This window comes from Kosakonia sp. PSU_27, assembly GCF_039409795.1.
In the GTDB taxonomy this organism is placed as follows: domain Bacteria; phylum Pseudomonadota; class Gammaproteobacteria; order Enterobacterales; family Enterobacteriaceae; genus Kosakonia.
Window position 1 is genome coordinate 705,588 of record NZ_JBCIVK010000001.1, and the last position, 17,983, is coordinate 723,570.

The 17,983-nt window shown below is 55.9% G+C and carries 20 protein-coding genes and 1 pseudogene; 9 read left to right on the top strand and 12 right to left on the bottom strand.

Translation table 11 applies throughout. The features are described from left to right. Positions 1–2: 2 nt before the first annotated feature. Positions 3–1,592 (bottom strand): methyl-accepting chemotaxis protein, encoded by a 1,590-nt coding sequence (locus tag AAIG26_RS03275; RefSeq protein ID WP_343179646.1) that lies wholly within the window; start codon positions 1,590–1,592, stop codon positions 3–5. A 100-nt stretch (positions 1,593–1,692) separates the two neighbouring features. Continuing rightward, positions 1,693–3,081, bottom strand: coding sequence for a succinate-semialdehyde dehydrogenase (gene sad / locus AAIG26_RS03280; RefSeq protein ID WP_343179647.1), 1,389 nt, complete (start codon positions 3,079–3,081; stop codon positions 1,693–1,695). A 104-nt stretch (positions 3,082–3,185) separates the two neighbouring features. Here sad and AAIG26_RS03285 point away from each other — a divergent pair, with 104 nt between their 5' ends. Beyond that, positions 3,186–4,064 carry a LysR family transcriptional regulator gene (locus AAIG26_RS03285; protein ID WP_016496164.1) on the top strand — a complete coding sequence of 293 codons (879 nt, stop codon included), beginning with the start codon at positions 3,186–3,188 and terminating at the stop codon, positions 4,062–4,064. Here the strand turns inward: AAIG26_RS03285 and AAIG26_RS03290 are convergent. After that, on the bottom strand, positions 4,018–4,497 hold the full coding sequence (locus AAIG26_RS03290) for a GNAT family N-acetyltransferase (protein WP_045508566.1): 480 nt from the start codon (positions 4,495–4,497) through the stop codon (positions 4,018–4,020). The genes AAIG26_RS03285 and AAIG26_RS03290 overlap by 47 nt on opposite strands. A gap of 150 nt (positions 4,498–4,647) precedes the next feature. On the opposite strand from AAIG26_RS03290, the gene AAIG26_RS03295 reads away from it, so the two are divergent. Next, the gene (locus tag AAIG26_RS03295) at positions 4,648–5,592 is read left to right on the top strand and encodes an L-lactate dehydrogenase (protein ID WP_016496166.1); all 945 of its coding nucleotides are present in this window, start codon (positions 4,648–4,650) and stop codon (positions 5,590–5,592) included. Here AAIG26_RS03295 and AAIG26_RS03300 read toward each other — a convergent pair. Continuing rightward, positions 5,564–5,965: pseudogene (locus tag AAIG26_RS03300) on the bottom strand (DeoR/GlpR transcriptional regulator); the annotation flags it as partial. The gene AAIG26_RS03295 and the pseudogene AAIG26_RS03300 sit on opposite strands and share 29 nt — an antisense overlap. Positions 5,966–6,006: 41 nt before the next feature. Then, positions 6,007–6,798: a PhzF family phenazine biosynthesis protein gene (locus AAIG26_RS03305; RefSeq protein ID WP_343179648.1), complete on the bottom strand. Its 792-nt coding sequence runs from the start codon at positions 6,796–6,798 to the stop codon at positions 6,007–6,009. Between the two features lie 173 nt (positions 6,799–6,971). On the opposite strand from AAIG26_RS03305, the gene AAIG26_RS03310 reads away from it, so the two are divergent. Continuing rightward, a complete protein-coding gene (locus AAIG26_RS03310) occupies positions 6,972–8,174 on the top strand; it encodes a sugar transporter (protein ID WP_343179649.1) in 1,203 nt (400 codons plus the stop codon). Positions 8,175–8,184: 10 nt separating this feature from the next. Here AAIG26_RS03310 and AAIG26_RS03315 read toward each other — a convergent pair whose 3' ends face one another. Together AAIG26_RS03315 and AAIG26_RS03320 are read right to left on the bottom strand one after the other, a co-directional pair. Beyond that, positions 8,185–9,339 (bottom strand): alpha/beta fold hydrolase, encoded by a 1,155-nt coding sequence (locus AAIG26_RS03315; RefSeq protein ID WP_343179650.1) that lies wholly within the window; start codon positions 9,337–9,339, stop codon positions 8,185–8,187. Continuing rightward, positions 9,339–10,013 carry a MarC family NAAT transporter gene (locus AAIG26_RS03320; RefSeq protein WP_016496171.1) on the bottom strand — a complete coding sequence of 225 codons (675 nt, stop codon included), beginning with the start codon at positions 10,011–10,013 and terminating at the stop codon, positions 9,339–9,341. Before AAIG26_RS03320 ends, AAIG26_RS03315 begins: the two co-directional genes overlap by 1 nt. Positions 10,014–10,254: 241 nt before the next feature. On the opposite strand from AAIG26_RS03320, the gene marR reads away from it, so the two are divergent. From marR to marB, 3 genes are read left to right on the top strand one after another with little or no spacing between them, the layout of a single operon-like run. Beyond that, on the top strand, positions 10,255–10,689 hold the full coding sequence (gene marR / locus AAIG26_RS03325; RefSeq protein WP_016496172.1) for a multiple antibiotic resistance transcriptional regulator MarR: 435 nt from the start codon (positions 10,255–10,257) through the stop codon (positions 10,687–10,689). Between the two features lie 20 nt (positions 10,690–10,709). Then, positions 10,710–11,090 carry an MDR efflux pump AcrAB transcriptional activator MarA gene (gene marA, locus AAIG26_RS03330; protein ID WP_016496173.1) on the top strand — a complete coding sequence of 127 codons (381 nt, stop codon included), beginning with the start codon at positions 10,710–10,712 and terminating at the stop codon, positions 11,088–11,090. Between the two features lie 38 nt (positions 11,091–11,128). After that, on the top strand, positions 11,129–11,344 hold the full coding sequence (gene marB, locus AAIG26_RS03335) for a multiple antibiotic resistance protein MarB (RefSeq protein ID WP_016496174.1): 216 nt from the start codon (positions 11,129–11,131) through the stop codon (positions 11,342–11,344). A 37-nt stretch (positions 11,345–11,381) separates the two neighbouring features. Here the strand turns inward: marB and eamA are convergent, their stop codons facing one another. Then, positions 11,382–12,275, bottom strand: a complete 894-nt coding sequence (gene eamA / locus AAIG26_RS03340) for an O-acetylserine/cysteine exporter (protein WP_343179651.1) — start codon at positions 12,273–12,275, stop codon at positions 11,382–11,384. 194 nt (positions 12,276–12,469) lie between these two features. Here eamA and ydeE point away from each other — a divergent pair, with 194 nt between their 5' ends. Continuing rightward, positions 12,470–13,657 carry an efflux MFS transporter YdeE gene (gene ydeE, locus AAIG26_RS03345; RefSeq protein WP_343179652.1) on the top strand — a complete coding sequence of 396 codons (1,188 nt, stop codon included), beginning with the start codon at positions 12,470–12,472 and terminating at the stop codon, positions 13,655–13,657. Between the two features lie 31 nt (positions 13,658–13,688). Here the strand turns inward: ydeE and AAIG26_RS03350 are convergent, their stop codons facing one another. Together AAIG26_RS03350 and AAIG26_RS03355 are read right to left on the bottom strand one after the other, a co-directional pair. Next, a complete protein-coding gene (locus AAIG26_RS03350; protein ID WP_045508586.1) occupies positions 13,689–14,792 on the bottom strand; it encodes a cobalamin-independent methionine synthase II family protein in 1,104 nt (367 codons plus the stop codon). 180 nt (positions 14,793–14,972) lie between these two features. Then, the gene (locus tag AAIG26_RS03355; protein WP_016496178.1) at positions 14,973–15,380 is read right to left on the bottom strand and encodes a rhodanese-like domain-containing protein; all 408 of its coding nucleotides are present in this window, start codon (positions 15,378–15,380) and stop codon (positions 14,973–14,975) included. A gap of 88 nt (positions 15,381–15,468) precedes the next feature. Here AAIG26_RS03355 and ftrA point away from each other — a divergent pair, with 88 nt between their 5' ends. Both ftrA and mgtS read left to right on the top strand, forming a co-directional pair. Next, the gene (ftrA, locus tag AAIG26_RS03360; RefSeq protein WP_343179654.1) at positions 15,469–16,452 is read left to right on the top strand and encodes a transcriptional regulator FtrA; all 984 of its coding nucleotides are present in this window, start codon (positions 15,469–15,471) and stop codon (positions 16,450–16,452) included. Between the two features lie 109 nt (positions 16,453–16,561). Beyond that, complete coding sequence (gene mgtS, locus AAIG26_RS03365) at positions 16,562–16,654, top strand: protein MgtS (RefSeq protein ID WP_016496180.1); 93 nt, start codon at positions 16,562–16,564, stop codon at positions 16,652–16,654. Positions 16,655–17,251: 597 nt separating this feature from the next. On the opposite strand, the gene AAIG26_RS03370 is transcribed toward mgtS, so the two are convergent. Together AAIG26_RS03370 and AAIG26_RS03375 are read right to left on the bottom strand one after the other, a co-directional pair. Further along, positions 17,252–17,680 (bottom strand): hypothetical protein, encoded by a 429-nt coding sequence (locus tag AAIG26_RS03370; protein ID WP_016496182.1) that lies wholly within the window; start codon positions 17,678–17,680, stop codon positions 17,252–17,254. A gap of 49 nt (positions 17,681–17,729) precedes the next feature. Beyond that, a complete protein-coding gene (locus AAIG26_RS03375; protein ID WP_007374905.1) occupies positions 17,730–17,948 on the bottom strand; it encodes a hypothetical protein in 219 nt (72 codons plus the stop codon). Positions 17,949–17,983: the final 35 nt, after the last annotated feature.

The window sequence follows — 17,983 nt, forward strand, 5'->3', positions numbered from 1 at the left end:
CGTCAGGCAGGAAGTCGAAAACGCGCAACCGCTTGCATCAGCTGATGAGAATCGTTGTGCAATTTTTCCGACGCTTCGGTGGCCGTCGAGACCAGTTCCCCGGTGCGGCGGGCAACGTTGTTAAGCGAGTGCAGGCGGCGCGTCATTTTGTGAATGCTGTCGCCCTGGCTGAGGGTGGCGGCAGAAATTTCGCTCAGTACACTGCTTAAATGCCCGACCAGCCCGGTGACCTGCTGCAGGTTATCCTCAAGGCGGCTCACCGCCTGGGTGCCGTCGTTGATGCCCTGTAAGGAGTGATTGATCAATTGCTGAATGGTTTGCGTGGAGTGGCTGCTCTTGCGCGCCAGCAGCCCCACTTCTTTCGCCACCACCGCGAAGCCGCGACCGTGGTTGCCGGCATGCGCCGCTTCAATCGCCGCGTTCAGCGCCAGAATATTGGTCTGGAAAGCGACACCATCAATCATCGCTACAATGTTGCGCATCTCCGCCGAACGCTCGACAATCTCGCGCATCGATTGATTCACCGTATCCATCATTCGATCGCCACCGGCGGCCACTTCCCGCGCCTCATCGGCTTGTTTGCGCGCCTGCTCAGCAAAACCGGTATTACCTTCCACATGGGATTCCAGCGTGGCGATATGCTCGGTCACATCCAGCAATTCCTGCGCCTGTTTCGCCGACTGCTGATACAGCGACTGGTTATCCTCAGCGAGGCGGCGAATGGTATCGACCATCGACGAGGTGGCATCGCTGACTTGCATCACCAGTTGCTGCAACCCTTGCTGCATAGTGCCGATGCTGAGGCCGAGCTGGTCAACTTCTCGGTTAAAGCGTTTCACCGGCGGAAGCGGTGTACCCAGATCGCCTGCCGCCAGGATATTGATATGGGCTATCAGGCTGCGCAGCGGGGTAATTACCCAGCGCGACATGCCAAACCAGACCAGCACCGCAATCACCACCAGCAGCGCTGGCACCAGCACAAACACATGCTGTAACTGCGCAAGGTTCGCCATCAGCGCCTGGCGTCCCTGCTCGGCGCGCGCTTCGCTGGCCTGCTGGAAACGGGCATAGTTGTCATTGAAATCAGCCTGGAACGCCTGCGCCGGCACGGCGAAGAAGGCGTCAATCGACTGGGTTTTCACCAGCCCGTCGGCCTGCTCTTTTAGCGCGCCGTAGAAAAGCTGATAGCTGTTAATCAGCGCCTCATCTTTAGGCGGGTTGAGCGCCAGCCACGCTTGCCAGGCCTTTTGCGAGGTCTCCAGTGCCTTATGGGTTTCATCCATCAGGCTGTGCCAGCTCCCTTCCGAGCCGGTTTCTTTATCCTGCATAAAATAGACGCCCGCCCGGTTGAGCAGATCGCTTGCCGTCAGGAGCGCAATGCGCGCTTCATCGACCCGCACCTGTTGCAGGTGCGCTTGCTGGTTGAGTTGTTCATTATGCTGGGCGTTATGGAGTGACGCGGAAAGGACAAACGAGGAGGCGATTTGCAGGGCCGAAAACAAGCCAATAATGCAGAAAATCCCGGCGAGCAAACCAAACTGTCGTGGAGAAACACGCCGCAAAATACGGCGGAAAATTTGCTTTAAGTTCATGATATTCTTCTATAACCACAAAGTTGCCGTGAGTCTACAAAAGGATCATGACAGGTCCATGACAGCCAGCAATGACGCGCCCGCGCGGGGCGCGTTTAGCTTACAGACGATCTTTCCACACCGTCTGGATATTGCAAAACTCATGCAGACCGAAGTGGGAAAGCTCGCGGCCAAAACCACTCTTTTTCACCCCGCCAAAGGCCACGCGGGCATCGCTGGCGCTGTAGCCGTTGATAAACACACCGCCGCACTCAAGCTGTTCGGCAAAACGTTGCGCCTGCGCAGGATCGGCGGTAAAGACGGTAGCCGACAAGCCGAAATCACTGTTGTTTGCCAACGCCAGCGCATGCTGTGCATCACGTGCGGTCGAGATAGCGGCGACCGGGCCAAACAGCTCCTGGCGAAACGCGGTCATCTCTGGTGTCACACCGCTCAGTACGGTGGCCGGGTAGTAATTCCCCTCACCCGCCAGTTTCTCACCGCCCAGCAGCAACGTTGCGCCCTCGTTGATACTGGCTTCGACCTGCGCATGCAGCTCATCACGCAGATCAAAGCGCGCCATCGGCCCGAGAAAATGCTCTTCTTCGTCCGGTGTGCCCTGTTTTAACGCGGCGGCGGCGGCAACAAATTTCTCCGTAAAGGCCTGCGCAATGCCCTCTTCGACGATAAAACGTTTGGCGGCGGCGCAGACCTGTCCGGTGTTCTGGTAACGCCCTGCTACCGCGGCCTTCACCGCCAGTTCAAGATCCGCATCGTTGAGCACAATAAAGGGATCAGAACCGCCGAGTTCAAGGACGCATTTTTTCAGCGCCGCCCCGGCCTGCGCGCCAATAGCCGCTCCCGCACGCACGCTGCCGGTCACGGTAATGGCGGCGATGCGCGGATCGTTAATCGCCTGGCTCACACCGTCATTGGTGGCATTCACCCAGCCAAAAACGCCCTGCGGAACGCCGGCCTCAGCGAAGATCTCACCTATTAACGCCGCGCAACCCAGCACGTTTGGCGCATGTTTAAGCAGGTAGCTGTTGCCCGCCAGCAGGATCGGTACCGCACCGCGCAGCACCTGCCACAGCGGGAAGTTCCACGGCATCACCGCCAGAATCGGTCCCAGTGGGCGGTACTCAATGGTTGCCCGCTGCTGTTCGACCTGCGTCGGCTCACTGCCAAGCATCGCCGGACCATGATCCGCGTACCAGTCACACAGCGCGGCTGATTTATTCACTTCCGCGCGCGCCTGCAAAATCGGTTTGCCCATCTCCTGGCGGATCATCTGCGCCATCTCTTCCCCGCGTTTGCGCAGCGCATCGCCGAGGCGACGTAAGGTTTGCGCACGTTCGCTGACCGGCAACAGCCGCCACTGGCGATAACCGCTGGTAGCCAGTTCAATTGCCGTATCGACCTCTTCACGGCTGGCCCAGGGGGTTGCGCGCAGGGTTTCACCGGTGGCCGGGTTGATGGAAAGCGCGTGCGTGATTGAGGAAACAGGCATAAATACTCCGCTAAATATGTTCAGGACTTGCGCAAGGATGGCGCAATTTGTTATTTCTGAAAACTGAATAATATTAACCACCCTGTTCACGAAGAGAGAATGGCATGGACTTAACCCAGCTTGAGATGTTTAACGCCGTGGCGCAGACCGGCAGCATTACCCAGGCGGCGCAGAAGGTGCACCGTGTGCCGTCAAACCTGACGACGCGCATTCGCCAGCTGGAGTCCGATCTCGGCGTGGATCTGTTTATCCGCGAAAATCAGCGCCTGCGCCTCTCTCCCGCCGGGCACAGTTTTTTGCGCTACAGCCAGCAGATCCTCGCCCTGGTCGATGAAGCGCGGATGGTGGTCGCCGGTGATGAACCGCAAGGGCTGTTCTCGCTCGGCGCGCTGGAAAGCACCGCCGCGGTGCGCATTCCGGCGACGCTGGCGCAGTACAACCAGCGCTATCCGCGCATTCAGTTCGATCTCGCCACCGGCCCTTCCGGCACCATGATCGATGGTGTGCTGGAGGGGCGGCTAAGCGCGGCGTTTGTTGACGGCCCGATTATGCATCCCGGCCTGGAAGGCATTCCGGTTTACCGCGAAGAGATGATGATCGTCGCGCCTGTCGGTCATGAGGTGATTACCCATGCTGCTCAGGTAAACGGCGCCAGCATTTACGCGTTTCGCGCCAACTGCTCCTACCGCCGCCATTTTGAAAGCTGGTTTCACGCCGATCGCGCCACGCCCGGTAAAATTCACGAGATGGAGTCTTACCACGGCATGCTGGCGTGCGTGATTGCCGGAGCGGGCCTGGCGCTGATCCCGCGCAGTATGCTGGAAAGTATGCCCGGTCATCACCAGGTGGAAGCCTGGCCGCTGGCGGAGAACTGGCGCTGGCTCACCACCTGGCTGGTGTGGCGGCGCGGCGCGAAAACCCGCCATCTGGAGGCGTTTATTGCCCTGCTGAATGCGGCTCCGCAACCAGCGACTTCTGCATAAAAATACTCAGCGGATCGGCGCTGTACGGCGCGAAAGGCTCACATATTTGGTAACCGCAGCGCTGATACAGTTTCACTGCCGCGTGCTGTTCAATGCCGGTTTCCAGCCGCAAGGTATGACACGATTTCCCAGCGGCTGCCTGTTCCAGCGCCGCGAGCAATTTTTCCCCCAGCCGCTGGCCGCGATGGCGGGGATCGATAAACACCCGTTTCATCTCGCCGCTGCCGTCGTGGTTGAGCACCACTGCGCCGCAGCCGACGGCCTCGTCGTGATGCATAATTTTGCGCAAAATCAGCGTTCCGGCAGGTAATGCCGCGAGATCAAGCAGATGGTTACTCTCTGCCGGGTAAAGTGCGCTCTGGTAGGCATCCAGAGCAGCGATCAGCGCAATCAGATCCGGTTGCGTGGCCGCAGCATCAACAATGCGGTACATAGCAGGCTCCTTGTTATTAGCCTGTTAAAAATAAACAAGAATTTGCTACCGCCGTCATATGAATAACCTATAGCTACGCCTCCTGAGATTGCGCTCCTGAGAATATAGGTTGTACCTTACGCAACATACGATGCAGAAAATGGAATACTCATGAACACCAAAGCCCGGAAAGTGATGATTATTGGCACAGGCAATGTCGGCGCATCTGCTGCTTATGCCCTGCTGAACCAGAACATTTGTGAAGAGTTAATTCTGGTGGATTTAGACCAGCAACGGGTGGAAGGCCACGCCCAGGATCTGGCGGATGCCGCCGCGTATATGCCCGGAATGATGACCATTTCCACCCGCCCGGTTGAAGATTGCGCGGATGTGGATATTGCGGTGATCACCGTTTCCGGCGGCGCGTTAAAGCCAGGGCAAACCCGCCTTGATGAGCTGGCCAACACCGCGCGGATCGTTAAAAATATTGTGCCATCCATGATGGCAAACGGTTTTAACGGCATTTTTCTGGTGGCGACCAACCCGTGCGACATCATTACCTGGCAGGTGTGGAAACTGTCCGGGCTTCCGCGCAACCAGGTGATTGGCACTGGCGTCTGGCTGGATACCACCCGCTTACGCCGCGCGCTGGCCCAGGCGCTGGATATTGGCGCGCAAAGTATCGATGCGTTTATCCTCGGCGAGCATGGCGACACGCAGTTTCCGGTGTGGTCGCACTCGTCGGTATACGGTTCGCCGATTGCCGATGTTTACCGGCGCAAAACCGGCCAGCGGCTGGATGTTGACGCGCTGGCCGACAAAGTACGCCGCCACGGCTTTGAGATTTACTCCCGTAAAGGCTGTACGGAGTACGGCATCGCCGGCACCATCGCCGAGATCTGCCGCAATATCTTCACCGGCAGCCACCGCGCGCTGGCAATCTCCTGCATTCTTGACGGGGAATATGGCGTCAGCGACGTGGCGATTGGCGTACCGGCCGTGCTGGCGCAAAACGGCGTTCAGCAGATTATTGAACTGCAACTGGAAGGTGACGAAGTGGCGAAATTCAACCACTCCGCCGAAGTTATCAAAGCGAATATTGCCCGCTTGCCCTGACTGGCGCCGTTAACCGGCCAGGTAACGTTGTAAGCTGCTGGCGGATCCCGGGGCTACGCTGCGTATCGGTAACGATATCGGTCAGCGAATCGGGATTCGCCACGTTAAACAGCGACCTCACACCATCTTTACTGCTGTCCGCCAGCGCCCCCCGGCGTTTGGCGTTAACAATCAAATCGTGTTTCAGCGCCGCTTTCTCCTCCGTCTGCGCGGAGATACCGCGCGGCAAATCCCAGCCGTTACGGCTGAAAAGCGCCAGATCCGGCCAGATATTTTGCGGCAGTTTACGCCGGTGCTCGCCAATGCAGGACTGGCTGCGCCCGCCGATGATCGTCCCTTCTGTCCGTTTGAATTCCGACGGAAACAGCGCAATGAGCCGAAAGAAACTCGCCCGGCGTTACTGCCGGACGGTTTTTAGCGTAAGAACACTTTGCCCAACAGATAGAGCGTTGCCTGGCCGCCAATCAGGACGCGATCGCCGCGCCATTCATAGCGCAAATCGCCGCCGCGCGCGGAGACCTGCCGCGCCTGCAGGCTGTTTTTACCCAGTTTTTCGCCCCAGTACGGGATCAACATGCTGTGCGCCGAACCGGTCACCGGATCTTCCGCCACCGATTCACCCGGGCAGAAAAAGCGGCTGACAAAATCGACGTTCTCACCGGGCGCGGTCACGCAGACCATCTTGCCAAGCGGTTTCATTGCCGCGATATCCGGCGTTAAGGCTTCTACCTGCGCCTGGTTTTCCAGCACCACCAGATAATCCCGCGCCACGCGCACTTCTTTCGCGCGTTCAATACCCAGCGTTTTCAGCAGCAGCGCCGGTGGCTGGCTTACCGTTTCCGTCGACCAGGCCGGGAAATCCAGCGTCAGCCAGTCGCCGTTGCGGCTCACTTTAAGTTCCCCCACAAAGCGGGTGGTGAAGAGGATTTCAGTATCCGGGTAATCGAGATATTCAAAGATCACGTGCGCGGCGGCGAGGGTCGCGTGGCCGCAGAGATTGATCTCATCCTGCGTGGTAAACCAGCGCAGCTCAAAACCGCTATCGTTACGCACGAAGAAGGCGGTTTCAGACTGATTATGCTGTTGCGCCATGCGCAGCAGCACATCATCGGCTAACCATTCGGTCAGGGGACAGACGGCGGCGGCATTACCGCCAAAAGTGCGGTCGCTAAAGGCGTCGACCATATAAAAATCGATGGTTTGCATAGCATTTCCTCTTTTTCGTCTTCTGTTTTTGAGCGCTATTCGGAAACGTTGCAACTGGTATTTTCCCCATGAATAAAAAGTGAGATCTACATCACAAAATGTTTGTATTTTCGCCAGCAAAGGCAGTAAGATCGTGACCTCTTCTTTTCGCCAACCACCCCCCCAATACCCTTATGACTACGAATACCGTTTCACGAAAAGTCGCGTGGCTGCGGGTAGTGACGCTTGCTGTCGCCGCATTTATTTTTAACACCACCGAATTCGTGCCTGTGGGTTTGCTGTCGGATATCGCGCAGAGCTTCGACATGGAAACCGCGCAGGTGGGGATCATGTTAACCATCTATGCCTGGGTTGTGGCGTTAATGTCGCTGCCCTTTATGCTGCTCACCAGCCAGATTGAGCGCCGTAAACTGTTGATTGCGCTCTTTGTGCTGTTTATCGCCAGCCATGTGTTGTCGTTCCTCGCCTGGAGTTTTGAGGTGCTGGTCATCAGCCGCATCGGCATTGCTTTCGCCCACGCCATTTTCTGGTCGATCACTGCCTCGCTGGCCATTCGCCTGGCGCCTGCCGGGAAAGGTGCGCAGGCGTTGAGTTTGATCGCCACCGGCACCGCACTGGCGATGGTGCTCGGGCTGCCGATTGGCCGTATCGTCGGGCAGTATTTCGGCTGGCGTACCACCTTTTTTGCTATCGGTATGGGCGCACTGGTCACGCTGGTGTGCCTGGTGAAACTGCTGCCCGCGCTGCCGAGCGAACATTCGGGTTCGCTGAAAAGCCTGCCGGTGCTGTTCCGTCGCCCTGCGCTGATGTGCATCTATTTGCTCACCGCCGTGGTGGTTACCGCGCATTACACGGCTTACAGCTACATTGAGCCGTTCGTGCAAAATGTGGCGGGCTTCAGCGCCAATTTCGCCACCCTGCTGCTGTTAGTGCTTGGCGGTGCCGGGATTATCGGTAGCGTACTGTTCGGCAAGTTGGGGAATCAGCACGCCTCTGGCCTGGTCTGCAGCGCGATTGGTCTGCTGGTAATATCGCTGATGATGCTGCTGCCCGCTTCCGGTAGCGAAATGCATCTGGCGGTGCTGAGCGTGGTATGGGGCATCGCGATTATGATTATCGGCCTGGGTATGCAGGTCAAAGTGCTGGCGCTGGCCCCGGATGCAACCGATGTGGCGATGTCACTGTTTTCCGGCATTTTTAACATTGGTATCGGCGCGGGTGCGCTGGTCGGCAACCAGATAAGCCTGCACTGGTCGATGAACGTGATCGGTTACGCCGGGGCGATCCCGGCGATTGCCGCGCTGGTGTGGGCGGTGGTGATTTTCCGCCGCTGGCCGGTGAAGCTGGAAGAGCAAACCCACGCCAGCCACGTGTAAACCGCGCCGGTTACTGCGCGGCAGCGACAACCTCATCCATCACCGTGGTTTGCCAGTCAAACCACGGATTCCAGGTCAGGCGGGCATGAATTTTGTTCGCCTCGACCAGCCCCCAGTCTGAATACCACACCGTTTCACCCGCCAGACAGCGCTTTGCCGCCTCTTCTGACTGGCCATTCGCACAGAGCAGCACGCTGCCTTTGCGTCCGTACAGCGGATTACGGGGCGAAAAGAGCACCGACATATGAGAAAACTGGCTGATGCGATCCTGCGGCAGATAATCCGTTTTTACCCGTAAGCGAGACATTTTTGCCGCTTCCGCCGGGGGGGTACCGTACCAAATCACACGGCTGGCCGGGTGGGTAAAGCGGCGATCGAACTGATCGAGGATCCAGCGGGTGTTGAGCACCGAATCATGTCCGGTTAACACCAGCAGCGCCGGTTTTGTCCACGGCTTACGCGCAAGCAGCCGCTGCGCGCTGGCGCTGGTGCGCCAGAACTGGGCGAAACCGTTGGTCGGCACACGTAAGTAGCGGGTGGCGATTTGCTGCGGGAAAATAGCGCTCGGCGGACGCAACCAGTCGCGAAACAACGCTACTGTCGGAGCGAGAAAATCGTAACCAGTGCTGGATTTGAACGCCGGGGAAAACAGCAGCAGCCCCTGCACGTTGTCATGCGCCATCGCATATTCCAGTGCCAGATTCCCGCCGGTGGAAAAACCGCCGAGCCAGAGGGCATCGACCTCTTTGCCCAGAATATCGGCCTGCTCGCGCACCACTTGCCGCCACTGAGCAACATCGACATCCAGCAGATCCGCAGGTCGCGTACCGTGGCCTGGCAACAGCACGGTGCGCACCAGAAAGCCCTGTTTTGCCAGTTCGGGGGCAATATCCACAAACGTTCCTGGCCCGTCGCCCAGGCCGTGGATCAGCAAAATGCCTTTATGCGCAGGCTTCGCCGGACGCCACTCCTGTGGTGTGTTGAGCCGCAGTTCGCTCGCTTTATCCAGCGTCTGAAACGCCCGGTGCGCGGCAACAAAATCGCGCGTTTGCTGTTGATACTCAGTGAAACTTTTTTGCGCCAGCGGCGGTTGCACGCCGGGACGCTGCTGACAGCCGGTTAGCGCAACCAGCGCCACAACCAGCCAGGAGAGAAATGTGCGCATCAGGCTCCGGCATGAAAAGTGGTGATGATTTCCAGCACGCCATTAATGATAAATTGCACGCCCATACAGACCAGCAGAAAGCCCATCAGCCGTGAAATAGCTTCTATACCGCCCTTGCCCACCAGCCGCATGATCGCCCCGGAGCTGCGCAGGCTTACCCATAATATCAGCGCCACAATGGCAAAAATCAGCGTTGGCGCAACGGTGATGACCCATTCGGGAAACTCAGCGCCGTGGCGAATGGTCGAGGCGGAACTGATGATCATAGCGATGGTGCCAGGCCCGGCGGTGCTCGGCATGGCCAGCGGCACAAAGGCGATATTGGCGCCGGGCTCCTCTTCCAGCTCTTCTGACTTGGTTTTCACTTCTGGCGCCTGATGCGGCTTTTGCGCCGGAAACAGCATGCGAAAACCGATAAACGCCACGATCAATCCCCCGGCGATGCGCAACCCCGGAATGGAGATACCGAAGGTGTTCATCACCACCTGACCGGCGTAGTACGCCACCATCATAATAATGAAGACATAAACCGAGGCCATCCGCGCCTGATAGTTGCGCTGCGCGCTGTTCATATTGCCCGCCAGCCCTAAAAACAGCGCCACGGTGGTCAACGGGTTTGCCAGCGGTAGCAATACCACCAGCCCAAGGCCAATGGCTTTAAAAAGTTCCAGCATCTGACGGTCACTCCTTGCAAGGTCAAGACCCCGCCAGTATAGCCATAACGCGGCGGCAATGGCATGCCCGCGCGCGGCTCGCGTCTTGATTAAATGATTACTTTCAGTGCGTTACGAATGGATTTTTTTCCAGACATGAAACGTTTTAGCAAATAGTGGCATCGTGGATTCATTCGGTTGACTTATATTTGCCTGAGCAATAATATCTGCCGTGACTAATCTACTTGCCGGGGCAACCATTGTGAAAAGCACGAATGATCTATTTAACGACATCATTCCTCTTGGCCGCTTGATCCACATGGTTAACCAGAAAAAAGATCGTTTACTCAACGACTACCTGTCGCCGCTGGATATCACCGCCACCCAGTTTAAGGTGCTCTGCTCTATCCGCTGCGAAGTGTGTATCACCCCGGTAGAACTGAAAAAGGTGCTTTCCGTCGATCTCGGCGCCCTGACCCGCATGCTGGACAGACTGGTGTGCAAAGGCTGGATCGAACGTAACCCGAATCCGAATGACAAGCGCGGCGTGCTGGTGCGGTTAACCGCCGAAGGCGCGGCGCTGTGTGAGCAATGTCATCAATTAGTAGGGCATAACCTGCACCAGGAATTAACTAAAAACTTAACGACAGAAGAAGTGGCAACCCTTGAGTATTTGCTCAAGAAAATTTTGCCGTAAAAAAACAAAGAGGTATGACGATGTCCAGACGCAATACTGACGCTATCACTATTCATAGCATTTTGGACTGGATCGAGGACAACCTGGAATCGCCGCTGTCGCTGGAAAAAGTGTCAGAGCGTTCAGGTTACTCCAAGTGGCACCTGCAACGGATGTTTAAAAAAGAGACTGGTCATTCGCTGGGCCAGTACATTCGCAGCCGCAAGCTGACGGAAATTGCGCAAAAGCTCAAGGGAAGTAATGAGCCGATCCTGTATCTGGCAGAGCGTTACGGGTTTGAATCGCAACAAACCTTAACGCGCACGTTTAAGAACTATTTCGACGTGCCGCCGCATAAATTCCGCGTGACGGATATTCCGGCAGAGTCCCGGTATCTGTTCCCGCTGAATCACGCTTGTTAATTTAATCGCCTGCAGTAAAAAGACGTATCGAGGAAAGTATGAAACGTATCGCCTGTGCCGCTGTCACCCTGATGGTGCTGTTATCCGGCCAGAGTTATGCGGAGCAAGTTAATCATCCCGCACAGCAGAACAACCGTGACGCGATGATTTTACCCACCGCCCAGCAAACATCGCCTTTTGATTTTAACCATATGGGCGTGGGTAGCGACAAATCCGACGCATTAGGTGTGCCGTATTACCATCAGCGCAGCTAAACGTCTTGCCCCGCATCACGCGGGGCTTTTTTTATGCTTACGCCCGCACCAGACTGCGCAGACGAAAACCAAACACATTGATATACAGCCCCGCCATCACCAGCACGGCCCCTACCAGTTGTAACGCAGATAGCGTCTCACCCAGCAATAACGCGGCACTCGCCATACCGACCACCGGCACCAGCAGCGACAGCGGCGCCACACGCCAGGTTTCGTAGCGCCCCAGCAGCGTACCCCAGATGCCATACCCGAGGATCGTGGCGACAAACGCCAGATAGACCAGCGACAACAGCGTGGTGAAATCAATGCTGACCACGCTTTGCAGCATCAGCGCCGGACCATCGAAAATCAGCGAAGCGACCATAAACGGTACGATGGGGATCAGCGCGCTCCAGACCACCAGCGACATGATCGCCGGGCGCGAGCTGTGCTGCATGATTTTTTTGTTGAAGATATTGCCACAGGCCCAGCAAAACGCCCCCACCAGCGTCAACAGGAACCCCAGCAGCGGAACATGCTGACCGTTCAGGCTGGACTCGATCAGCACCAGCACGCCCACTACCGCAAGCGTGATGCCAACCAGTTGTTTTATCTGTAAACGTTCGCCAAACACGCCGGCGCCGAGAATAATAGTGAAAAACGCCTGCGCCTGTAACACCAGCGACGCCAGCCCTGCGGGCATGCCAAACTTGATGGCGCAAAACAGAAATGCGAACTGCCCGAAGCTGATTGTCAGGCCGTAGCCGAGCAACAACCGCAGCGGCACCTTTGGCCGCGCGACGAACAGAATGGCCGGAAAGGCCACCAGCACAAAGCGTAACCCGGCCAGCATCAACGGCGGCATATTGTGCAGGCCAACTTTGATCACCACAAAATTCAGCCCCCACGCTACAACTACCAGCATCGCCAGCAGGACATCTTTACGCGTCATTCTTCGCCCTTGTGTTTTTTAAACTTTTGTAAAAAATTTACGTTAACGCAAAAAGTTGTACAGCGACAGATCATTAATTCAGGTAGGGCAGTTTGGGCATTTCCCGACAAAACTGCGGTTGTACATCACACTTTATGCATGTTAAAGCTGTACCCATCACAAAAAAATATAACAACACCATGTCGGGCAGGAACATGACCATCAAGCAAACACGCTCCACCGCCGCGTTACTGGCATCTTCACTTTTATTAACCATCGGACGCGGTGCTACGCTGCCGTTTATGACCATCTACCTGAATCGCCAGTACGGGATGGCGGTCGATCAGGTCGGTTACGCGATGTCTATTGCGCTGACGATCGGCGTGGTGTTCAGCCTTGGCTTCGGCATGCTGGCAGACAAGTTCGATAAAAAGCGCTATATGCTGCTGGCGATTATCGCCTTTATAGCCGGTTTTGCGGCGATCCCGCTGTCACACCATGCCGGGTTAGTGGTGCTGTTTTTTGCCCTGATTAATTGCGCTTACTCGGTGTTTTCCACCGTGTTGAAGGCCTATTTCGCCGACACACTCGCGCCTGCGGCGAAAGCGAAAATTTTCTCGCTCAACTACACGGTGCTGAATGTCGGCTGGACCGTTGGCCCGCCGCTTGGCACGTTGCTGGTCATGCAGAGCATTAATTTGCCCTTCTGGCTGGCGGCTATCTGTGCGGCCTTTCCGCTGGTGTTTATTCAGCTGTTTGTACGCCGCGTCGCGGTTGGCGAAAGCCCCGATAACTCTGTGGCGTGGGATCCTTCCGTGTTGCTGAAAGATAAAGCGCTCGGCTGGTTTACCTTATCGAACTTTCTCGCCTCGTTTGTCGCCGGTTCTTTTGCTTCCTGCCTGTCACAATATGTGATGACGGTCGCCAGCAGCGAGTTCGCCGAGCGCGTGGTGGCCGTAGTGCTGCCGGTCAACGCCGCGATTGTGGTCACCTTGCAGTATGCGGTTGGCCGTAAACTCACCGCCTCCAACCTGCGTCCGGCGATGGCCATTGGCACTTTCAGTTTTGTTATCGGCCTTATCGGTTTTATGTTATCCGGCGATAACCTGTGGCTCTGGGGGCTTTCCGCCGCGGTGTTTACGCTGGGAGAAGTGATCTACGCCCCCGGTGAATATATGTTGATCGATAACATCGCGCCGCCGGGAATGAAAGCGACCTACTTCTCGGCGCAGGCGCTGGGCTGGCTCGGCGCGGCAATGAACCCATTACTTACCGGGGTTATCCTGACCACGCTGCCTGCGGCCTCACTGTTTGTCATTCTGATGGTGACCATCATTGTGGCCTGGCTGATGATGCTCAAAGGCATGCAGGCACGGCCGCTCGGCGGATTGCAGGCGCAATAATAAAAGCGGCGCACAGAGCGCCGTTTTTTATTTACCATACCTGTTCGGCGATTTTCGTTACCAGCCGTACTTTGTCCCACTGCTGGGCAGGCGTGAGCGTGTTGCCTTCTTCAGTGGAGGCAAAACCGCACTGCGGGCTGAGACAAATCTGGTTGATATCGACAAACTTCGCCGCTTCCTGAATTCGCGCTTTTACCCCTTCCGGGTTTTCCAGCTCGCCATTTTTGGTGGTGATAAGCCCCAGCACCACCTGCTGTTTGCCCGGACGGACAAAACGCAGCGGCGCGAAGTCGCCGGAACGATCGTTGTCATATTCGAGGAAGAACGCATCAACATTCACGCTGCCGAACAGCACTTCTGCCACCGGCTCGTAACCGCCTTCGGAGATCCAGGTGGAGCGGAAATTACCGCGGCACACATGCAGACCAATGGTTAAATCGTCCGGTTTACCTTCCAGCGCTTTGTTAATCACGCGGGCATAAATGCGCGCCAGTTCATCGGGATCGTCGCCACGTTCGCGGATCTGGCGACGCTGGTCATCAGAGCAGAGATATGCCCAAACCGTATCATCCAGTTGCAGATAGCGGCAGCCTGCGGCATAGAACGCCTGGATCGCATCGCGCCAGGTGGTCGCCAGATCGTCAAAGTAAGCGTCAAGCTGCGGATAAACCGTGGCGTCGATATCTTTACGCCCGCCGCGAAAGTGCAGCACGCTTGGGCTGGGAATGGTCATCTTCGGTTGCGCGGTGCCGCTGATGCTTTTCAGGAAGCGAAAATCTTCCAGCATTGGGTGATTGCCAAAGCCTAATTTACCGGTGACGCGCACGCCGTGGGCTTTGGTTTGCACACCATTAAACTGAATGCCTTTATCGGCGTCGTAACGTTCCACACCTTCGAGGCCATCGAAGAAGTCAAAATGCCACCAGGCACGGCGAAACTCGCCATCGGTGACGACATGCAGACCGCAGGCACATTGCTGCTCAACCACCTGACGAATCGCATCATCTTCAACACGGCGCAACTGCTGAGCGCTGATTTCACCCTGCGCAAACTGCTGGCGTGCCTGCTTGATCTCGTCCGGGCGCAAGAAACTGCCGACTACGTCTGCACGGAATGGGGCCTGATGTCGCTGCATATTGCTCTCCTCTGCGCCGGAATGATTGACCGGCGTGATAATTCACTATTTGAACCTTTAGACTTCTGGATGTCTAAATGCCCAAAGAAAATGTCATAGCGCAGGAAAAGCAGCAACCGAGAAAATTTCACGGCACATGAAAAAATTTCAACTTAGTGCCGTGAAAGGTGAAGAAATGGCTTACAACGCGCCCGTACCGCTGGCAAAGGTATAGCCTTCATCTTCCCAGCCGGTGATACCACCAATCATGATTTTCACCGCCAGCCCCATTCGCGCCAGTTTCAGCGCCGCGCGATCGGCACCATTGCAGTGCGGTCCGGCGCAATAGACCACGAACAGCGTATCGGCGGGCCATTGCGCCATGCGCTCCGCCGTCATCTCGCTATGTGTCAAATGCAATGCCCCCGGCAGGTGGCGACGGGCAAAAGTCTGCGGGTTGCCCACCACATGCAGTAACACAAAATCCTGCTCGCCGTGGGTAATCGCATGGTGGACATCGGCGCAATCCGTTTCCACGCTCAAACGGCGCAGAAAATGGAGGGCGGTTTCTTCCGGTGATGCTGCGGGAACTTCAGTTACGTAGCTCATCGTTTTTTCTCCTTGTTTGTGTTAACACTAATTTAACCAACACAGGACTAACTCACTGCCCCCTTCTATGCCAGATAACACCAGGATAATGACAACTTCACGACACACCCCTGCCCGCCACCGCGTAGTCGCGCTGGCCTATGATGGGCTTTGCACCTTTGAATTTGGCGTCGCGGTGGAGATTTTCGGTCTGCCGCGCCCGGAGCTTGGCGATAACTGGTATACGTTTACCGTTGCCGCCGTGGATGAGGGCGAACTGCGCGCCACAGGCGGTATCCGCGTGATGGCGGCAGGCGGGCTGGAACTGCTTGCGCAAGCGGACACCATTGTGGTTCCGGGCTGGCGCGGTGCCCAGGTGCCTGTTCCGCCTGCATTATGCAGCGCGCTGTATCAAGCCTGGCAGCGCGGCTGCCGGGTGATCTCTATCTGTTCCGGGGTGTTTGTGCTGGCGGCGGCCGGGTTGCTTAATGGTCGCAAGGCCACCACCCACTGGCGCTATACCGACATGTTGCGGGAAGCCTACCCGGCGATTATCGTGCTGGATGACGCTCTCTATTACGATGAAGGAAATGTGATGACCTCGGCGGGAAGCGCGGCGGGGATCGATTTATGCCTGCACGTCGTGCGCGAGGATTTCGGTATTGACGTCGCGAATAATGTCGCCCGGCGGCTGGTGGTCCAGCCGCACCGGGATGGCTCACAAACCCAGCAGCTTCAACGCCCGGTCGCCCGCACGCGCGAGAGCCGCCAGTTAGGACAGTTGTTCGATTTCCTTCATCAACATCTGGCAGGCAGCCATACGGTAGCGTCACTGGCGAAACAAACGGGCATGAGCCCGCGTACGTTTTTACGCCGTTTCGAAGAATCAACAGGAACCACCCCCGCCCGCTGGATTTTGCAGGAGCGATTACGCCGGGCTGAAGATTTACTCATTCACTCACGGATGAGTATTGAGCTGATTGCCGGGCACAGCGGATTCGCGACTGCGGCATCACTGCGCCACCATTTTCAGCAGCAGCGTGGAATATCCCCGGCGGCATACCGCAAAAAATTTAGCGCCGCGGCGAAATAATTCACGCTATTCATCTTTTATTGAGGTTAAGCAGGCTATTCTTTCTCCATCGCGGCCACCAATTAAGGTAAGAGAGGCAAGTTGGTTAATTAAATGGAGAGTTGACACCATGGCAAATATGCATGTTTTTATCGCAGTACTGGGCATTATTGTTTTTTCCGGGTTCCTTGCTGCTTATTTCAGCCATAAATGGGATGACTGATGATCGCTGATAATCCCCCGCCGATATGGCCCCTTGCGAAAAAACGTAAGGGGCCATTTATTTTTGTACGCTTTGCGCAAACAGACAAAAAAAAACCGCCCTTAAAAGGCGGCCAATGCTTGCATGGATAGATTGCTGTTTTTCTACGCGCTAACTTAAACGACGGGTTAGCGGACTGCCAACCAATCTAGCATTGCCTTCCTCAATAAAACCTAAACAAGTGCTTAACGCGCGGCGCTCGCGTCATGGCTGAAACGGGTTTCATCGAAACGTTTTTCTGCGGGGAGTGCTCTTTTGCTATTGAAATTACAGAAGATATATCTTCCGGCGTATAAAGTTTGTGATAACGTCGGATCACCATTTCACAGACCGGAGGGGTTATCCCCAATATCAAATTTAAATGCCCGGTTTGCAGCAGCCAGAAGTTTTTATTTACCACATTCTGCCCGGGTCAACGTTTGCCTCATGGGGCCATTTGCTCGGTTTGTGGCGCAAGACTTACAGCCAGATCCTGTATACCTGTTCTACGAAGAAGGCGGTGGCCAAAACAAGTGTTATAGGAAGGGCCTCATTTGAGGCCCTTTTAATTTCCTTTATTCAGGCGTTTTTCGCTTTCCCTAAAGAAAAGCCGCTCACTTTCGCAATATGTACGCGCAATATTGTTCCTTTTACGCTCGTCCAACCGCCATTTCCCGTCATCCACGACGGATCTTTAATATGTAAATAGTTAAGCGGAATATCGTGTCCCTCTTCAACGCGATAATCATTAGCCAGATCATCAAAGAAAAGCGCGATGGAATTTTTCAGCGACGCGTCATCCCCCTGAATAGATCGAATCGATTTCGCCGTATATAACGCATATTCTTGGCCGGATACGAGCTCACCCGCCACCACTTGGCCGCCAACAACCAGCGTCACCACCATACCCGCGCCGAGATTGGCACACGAAACCAGATGGGATAAGGCGCTATCCTGAGTGCTCACTGTGGGAGCGGCAGTTTCTGAAACTTCACGTTCATTTGCCATTTACACCTCCGCGTACCGCATGAAAAAACCGCCCGCGGGCGGTTGTTGATCAATAGAATTTCCGGATGGCTTGTTCAGTTTCCTGCTGGCTGACCAGGTCAGAAAATCGGGCAACGAGGAAGGTTTCTCCGTCAAGCTCCCAGGGTTCAATTGGGATTTCAAGAAAAGAGCTTTGCTCATTTTTAAACGTGACCGATTTTGCATTATCTTCCACGGTCACGTTTTCAACCTTACCACCGGCGCGTATTACCACTACATTTTTGGTCATGTCGGTTACCTCAGTTGCTTAAATAGCACTCGACA